The 5140-nt window shown below is 58.5% G+C and carries 7 protein-coding genes; all 7 read left to right on the forward strand.

Going from position 1 to position 5140, the window contains the following annotated elements; genetic code table 11:
* Window positions 1-296: hypothetical protein (locus VB144_05095; GenBank protein ID MEA4883032.1), on the forward strand; the 296-nt coding region annotated here is incomplete at its 5' end.
* 512 nt (window positions 297-808) lie between these two features.
* Window positions 809-1291, forward strand: coding sequence for a hypothetical protein (locus VB144_05100; protein ID MEA4883033.1), 483 nt, complete (start codon window positions 809-811; stop codon window positions 1289-1291).
* Window positions 1292-1854: 563 nt separating this feature from the next.
* Window positions 1855-2382, forward strand: coding sequence for a hypothetical protein (locus VB144_05105; GenBank protein ID MEA4883034.1), 528 nt, complete (start codon window positions 1855-1857; stop codon window positions 2380-2382).
* 310 nt (window positions 2383-2692) lie between these two features.
* The gene (locus tag VB144_05110; GenBank protein ID MEA4883035.1) at window positions 2693-2950 is read left to right on the forward strand and encodes a hypothetical protein; all 258 of its coding nucleotides are present in this window, start codon (window positions 2693-2695) and stop codon (window positions 2948-2950) included.
* A gap of 72 nt (window positions 2951-3022) precedes the next feature.
* The gene (locus tag VB144_05115) at window positions 3023-4129 is read left to right on the forward strand and encodes an RHS repeat-associated core domain-containing protein (GenBank protein MEA4883036.1); all 1107 of its coding nucleotides are present in this window, start codon (window positions 3023-3025) and stop codon (window positions 4127-4129) included.
* A gap of 106 nt (window positions 4130-4235) precedes the next feature.
* Entirely contained in the window at window positions 4236-4796 is a 561-nt protein-coding gene (locus VB144_05120; GenBank protein MEA4883037.1) for a hypothetical protein, read from the forward strand.
* Window positions 4797-4915: 119 nt separating this feature from the next.
* Window positions 4916-5140, forward strand: a 225-nt coding sequence (locus tag VB144_05125) for a hypothetical protein (GenBank protein ID MEA4883038.1), incomplete at its 3' end; no start/stop codon positions are given.

Below are 5140 nucleotides of genomic sequence, written 5' to 3' on the forward strand. Positions count from 1 at the left end.
AGCAGGATGTGCAGGTGTGCAACTATGCCGACATGTGGTGTGAAGGCGACGAAGGCGACAGCCGATCGGAACTAGATTTGGACCTTCTTGCGAGCCTTGCTGCAAGCGTGGAGCATGCCGATGACGATCCGGCAGCGAGGATCAGGCAGTTGCTCGAAGGCGAGCTCGGTGTCGACAACCCTGCCTACGAATTCGCGCGCCTGATGGGGCTTGCCAACTACGAGTGGACTTCGCACATGTACATGGCGGGCGACTACGACGAAGAGTCGTTTCCTGGGGTAGTGCAGGTAAACTAGCGGGTTCCAGCCCTTGTAGAAACGCAGGAGGAGTTCCCAGGATTCGTGTGGGACTCGCGGAACCAGGCGCCGTTTCACACGCAGTTCTTTTCCTGGCTGAACCAGCATCCTGAGGAACGCGAAAGAGTATGGGGCCCACCGGATTGGTCGCTGAAGCTGAGATTAAGCGAGCGCATTCAATGGCTGACTGTCGCCCAAGGTGCTCTCGGCATCGCTCAAGGCGCGGCTGAGTTCGGAGCCGGATGCCTCCTGCTGACCTCCCCTGTGACCAGCGCTATCTCCGCTTTGTTTGCACTTTCATTGCTCGATGGCGGCGTGTGGTCATTCACGACAGGAATTCATGATGCAGCGGCTGGTTCCCTTGCACGGCCCAGTCTGGACGAGCAACTGAGTGCTTCCGTTGGAGGTGGACTCGGTCTGACACTAGGTCAGGCGCCCGATTCGACGCCGAAGTGGATCTTGCTGACGCTGATGAGAGTGAATGGCGAGCTTGCCAAGGAGCGTGCGACCCAATGAACGATGAACGTGAGCTTGCTGGACCGCTGAGAAACTTGTTCGCAAAGCTGCTGGATGCTACGGTCGCAGCTTTTCTGATCGCGACTGCCGTAACTGGCGTCTCCGGGTCTGTGTACCCTCTTCTGCGCCATGTCAAGTTGTGGACTAGAGCAGTTCCTATTGTCAACATGCTGCTGCAATTCGGCTTCTACGTACATAACGGGAGACGAACACTTGGCGACGCGCTCGTGCGGATCGATATTGTCGCCGACGATCAGAAATCCAGTTGGCGGCGAGCGGCATTCTTGCGAGCCGTGTGCGCCAGTCTCATGTTCAGCCCCCATTGGCCGCTCAGCATTGGGGCTGTGCCTCTATGGGCATTCACGCTGTATTCGCTGATCACGGGGAGATGCGAGCCTGGTAAGGAGACTGCGTGGGATTACGCTTCACGGACCACGGCTTTGGTGAATACAGTGCATCATCCGGGAAGGGCCGAGTAACCTGGTATACACTTGACGTTTCGTCACGCTTGCCTGCCAATTCTACGCCGAGCATAAATGTGGACCAGCAGCCTAGCTGAGGGCATTCTACTCGGATGGGTCATCGAGAATGCGGTACATGGTCGCCGTGGAAGAGATCTAGCTTTGGTAGGCACATTTGGAGTTGGCGCAGCGGTGCTTTTACTTTTCGATGTAAGTAAACGCCACTCCCTTGCTCTGAGTTTCCTCGTGCAAGGAGTCTTGTTGTTTTACACCCGTGAAGGATTCGCACTGGTCTTCCGACGCATCAAGTCTGCTATACAGGACTGGCTATCAGGGCTGAAACGTTGATCTGTGTCGAGCGATCAACATGCGGAGTCAGCCTCGCGCTACGAGGCAACCATTCCTGCAGGGTGGGCCTTGTCTACCAGACGCCAGGGGAGCCACGTAGGTAAGGCAATACGTCTCCCCTGGCAATCATAGTCATGAGTATGCCTGAATAGCTGAGGCAGCGCGGCATACGCCCGTGGCGCGCACTGGCAGTTGATCTCCAGAACCGACGAAACCGCGAGGACCGACTACGCATGCAGCGCCCAGCGCTGCGTACATCGGGTTCGGGTTCTTCCAGATCTGCGCAGCCATTGGATTCGGGAGTTGGGGCGGACGCTGCTTCGGGTGGGATAGTCATAGTTGATCCCATTGGTCCAATACCCGAGGATCCCCCTCCCCCGCCCCCGCCTCCGCCTGCGCCGGAGTATGACAGGACTGTCACATGCTATCTCGTCCTGAACGGAGAATACCTGGCCACGATGGTACAGGAGAACTCGGATCCTGCTCAGACCTACTTCCTGCACACCGACATGGTGGGCTCCATAAGAGCGATCACGAACTCCGCGGGCCAGGTGGTGGCGAGATTCGAGTACGAGCCGTTCGGGTTGCTTACGATGTCCACCGGCTCGATGGCCGCCGGAGCGCACAGGTTCACCGGCAAGCCCGGAGGATGGCGCTACGCGACTCTACTACTTCGGAGCGAGGCACTACGACCCCGGCGTCAGAAGATTCCTATCCAGGGACCCAATATGCTATGGGTCAAACTGGTACTCATATTGTGACCCTAACCCTCTCGCGTACTATGACCCTAACGGATTGCGGGAAGAGCCTGGAACCGGCTCAGGCGTCATACAGTCCGAACAGGAAGCTATCTGTTGCGGACCCTAGAGTAGAGTTAGCCGTGGGTGCAAACAAGCACATGAGCGCTGGTGCATTGTGGGATCTGCGCGAAGACGGAGGAGTATCGTGGGCAGGGTTAGCACTCCATGTAGGCCCTGGCTATGGTCTGCCTGTCAACCTGACCATTCCAATACCCAAGCACGCGCCTCAGTTTAGTGGGAGGTTCTAGGTAGCACAAGGAGCTGACACAAGTTGAGTGCAGGGGTGACCGTGGTCATACTAGCCAGTGCGGGTATTGTGCTGGGTACGCTTCAGATCCTCGGGTCGATCCGCAGCTGGAGAGCATTTGTTGATCCGCCCACTGAGTGGGACCGGTTCTGGCCTCAATCACTTCTGAAGAGAACACTGGGCTCGGAGATACTGCTACCGTACAACTACGTCACTGGCATCGTGATGATTACGGTGGCCATTGGCCTCTTGGTAGCCCTGGCACGAGGGAAGATCGAATAGGTGAGCGCGGGCGCCGTGACAGCAGCCGGGTGCGAAACAACCTCCACAACCATGCACTGAGGAAACGGCACAGTGTACGAGGCCCGGAAGACTCGTCGGCAGGAGCACGCACAGCAAGGCGCTGTTGGGATCCTGGCAGTGGGCGAGCCTGACATCCCTCCCGGAGGGGCAGTTTCCTTATCTCCTGATCCGGAGCCAGGAGATCCTCCCCCGCCTCCGCCTGCGCCTGCGCCGGAGTATGACATAACCGTCACCTGCTATCTCGTCCTGAACGGAAAATACCTGGCCAAGATGGTACAGGAGAACTCGGATCCTGCTCAGACCTACTTCCTGCACACCGACATGGTGGGCTCCACAAGAGCGATCACAGACTCCGCGGGCCAGGTCGTGGCGAGGTTCGAGTACGAGCCGTTCGGTCTGCTTACGATGTCGACCGGCCCGATGGCTTCCGGGGCGCACAGGTTCACCGGCAAGCCCGAGGACGGCGCTACGGGACTCTACTACTTCGGGGCGAGGCACTACGACCCCGAGATTGGGAGGTTCATCAGCAGAGACCCTGCTACAGATGGGCCAAACCTGTACGGGTACTGTAGGAGCAACCCCCTGAGGTACATGGATCCTACTGGGACCTGGGCCATTGGCGTTGGCCTCGGAGGGTCTGCTGCGCTCGCTCTGAGACTATCCTGCCAGGTTCTTTTGGTGTTCGATGGTGCGGGCAACACTGGAGTACTCATCGCAGGCGCCGGAGGAGGCGGAACGCCGACGGTTGGGGTAGTTGGCCAGTTCCTGTTCACCAGCGCCGAGACGATTTTCGACATGAGGAATTCTGCGGCAAGCGTTGGAGGGAGCGCATACGTAGTACCCGGCGTTTCCGTAGGGGTGGACGTTGTACTGACCGATTCGTGGAAGGGCGTTTCAATAGGAGTAGGCCCCATCGCCACCCTGTGGGCAGAGGGGCATGGAGAATACTCGAGCTCCCTAGTGTGGGGCGGAAAACTGTTCAAGTCTCTTGCCGAACGGGTGAAGCAGCTGGTCAAGCGCGCATATTGGCAGCTGCCGGTAGACGTGCGGAAGATGATCATCAGAGAGCTGAACCTATCAGCGGACGATCGCCTGGAGATGTTTGGGCCTCCGCCGCGGCAGGCCGGTGCCAGAGGCTGCTATGACCTTCCCTACTAGGCGCAGCTGATACTTCGTGAGTAACGAAAGCAATTGAGACGATCGGCAGGACGGTGTCGCGCGAATCAGAGTCGATATCCTGCACGATAACTGGGGGGTGGACACCATGATACGGTTTCGACTAACTGGCGTGAATCTGCTTCTTATGCGGAGGCTTTGGGCAAGACTCCTGGGGAACGTAGCTCTTTCCCTCGCAATCGGATATACGCCGCTTTCTGGCGTCACTGCTCCAGTCGCCATCATCATCGCAGGATTCGCTTTCAGGAGTACCGCGAGAGACGTGGAAGCGCACAGAGAGGAGATAATGGAGGACCTGGGGAGGCTCCATCAGGGTGACCGAGCCGCGGTTGATCGCGACATGGAGATGGTTCGCCATTTCTCGATCCCCGCCGTCATTGTTATGAGCCTAGGTCTGGTGTTTGCTGGGCTGGTCTGGTTCCTGACAAGCATCTCGACGGTTGCGAGCTGGGATGACTACCGCACTCAGGCCTCCGCAGCGACTGTGTTCCTAGCATGTGTCATGTACTATCTTCCTGACGCATGGGAATCGCGGCTGGTTCCCCGGAATGCTGCCGTACCGCGCACGTGGCGAGCGGTATATTCATGGTCTTGCGTGGGTTTGATACTTGTTGGGCTATCCTTTCTGCTTGCTGCAAGGGCAGCCTAGTACCTATTCCCTTGAGCGCGGGCTGGTCAGGCTCCGGGACCGTACGGCACCAGCATTCACCGGTCAACTACCTGACAGCCCGCGGCGCTGCGGCTTACGCCTGGGGGCCATATGGGCAGTTGATCTCCAAGACCGACGAAGCGGCGACGATCAACTACGAGTACAGCGCCCAACGCCTGATGAACGCGGTGAAGGTTGGCGGGGCGACTGCGGCGAATTACCAGTACGACGCGCTCGGCCGGAGAGTGAAGGCGGTCGAGGGCGAAACGACAATCGTAACCTTGCACTCCGGAAACGACATAGTGTACGAGGTTCGGAAGGCCCGCCGGCAGGAGCAGGCGCAG

It is taken from the genome of Clostridia bacterium, assembly GCA_034926675.1.
Classification (GTDB): domain Bacteria; phylum Bacillota; class DTU025; order DTU025; family DTU025; genus JAYFQW01.